Here is a 785-nt window from a genome sequence, read left to right as displayed (position 1 = left end):
TCATAGCTGCGATTTTGGCCACGAGACGGAACAATCCTGGAACACGTCAGGGCGAGCGCGGTGGCCATTGACGGGCACCGTGCAGGACGCGCAGCAATTCGACGGCATGGCCGATGCGGTAGATGACCACATGGGGCGCGCCGGCGACCCGCAGCTCCCGGGTCTCGGGCACGCGGCCGGTGCGTCCGGACCGTGGGTGGTCCGCCAGGCGCTCGACCTGCCCTTCGATGGTGTCCCACATCGCCAGCGCCGCAGCCGGATTGTCCTGGGCGATGTGCTCGACGATGCCGATCAGGTCGGCCTGATAGTCGTCGCTCCGATGCAGACGCATTCCCGTTCAGCGCGTCTGCCCGCCGATGCGGCGCTGCAGGTCCGCTCGCTTGGCCGCTGCGATGTCCCGCCATTCCTCCTCCTCGATCAGCCTGACCGAGCCGTCGGCCAGGCCGGCGATCGTCTTCTCGACCTCGGATCGGAACCAGGCGTCGTGCGCCGCGGCCTCGTGGGCTCGGCGCTGGCGCGCGGCGGTGTCGGCCCGGCTGTGGCGGCCGGCGCCGGCGTCATGGCCGGAGGCGTCGACCTCGACGCGGGGCAGACCGAGCTCGTCGCGGACGAAGGCGACGGCGGTGGCGATGTTGCGCCACAGCCGCATGCGCCGGCTGCGCTGGGCGGCGATGGCCCGCTCGGCCGTGCCGTAGCGCACCAGCACGGCCCAGCCGCCGGGCTGGCCGAGGATGGTGGCGGCGCGGATCGCCTGGGCCTCGACCAGGCTGCGGACGGCCTTGCCG

At 72.5% G+C, this 785-nt stretch carries 2 protein-coding genes; both read right to left on the bottom strand.

Annotated elements, in window-relative coordinates:
* Positions 1 to 46 precede the first annotated feature (46 nt).
* Entirely contained in the window at positions 47 to 331 is a 285-nt protein-coding gene (locus AAHM41_RS40275; protein ID WP_342242270.1) for a type II toxin-antitoxin system RelE/ParE family toxin, read from the bottom strand.
* 6 nt (positions 332 to 337) lie between these two features.
* Positions 338 to 785, bottom strand: a 448-nt coding sequence (locus AAHM41_RS40270; RefSeq protein ID WP_342242269.1) for a hypothetical protein, incomplete at its 5' end; no start/stop codon positions are given.

This window comes from Inquilinus sp. OTU3971 (genome assembly GCF_038440215.1).
Note: the sequence above shows the minus strand (reverse complement) of the source record. Positions and strands in the feature narration are given on the sequence as shown.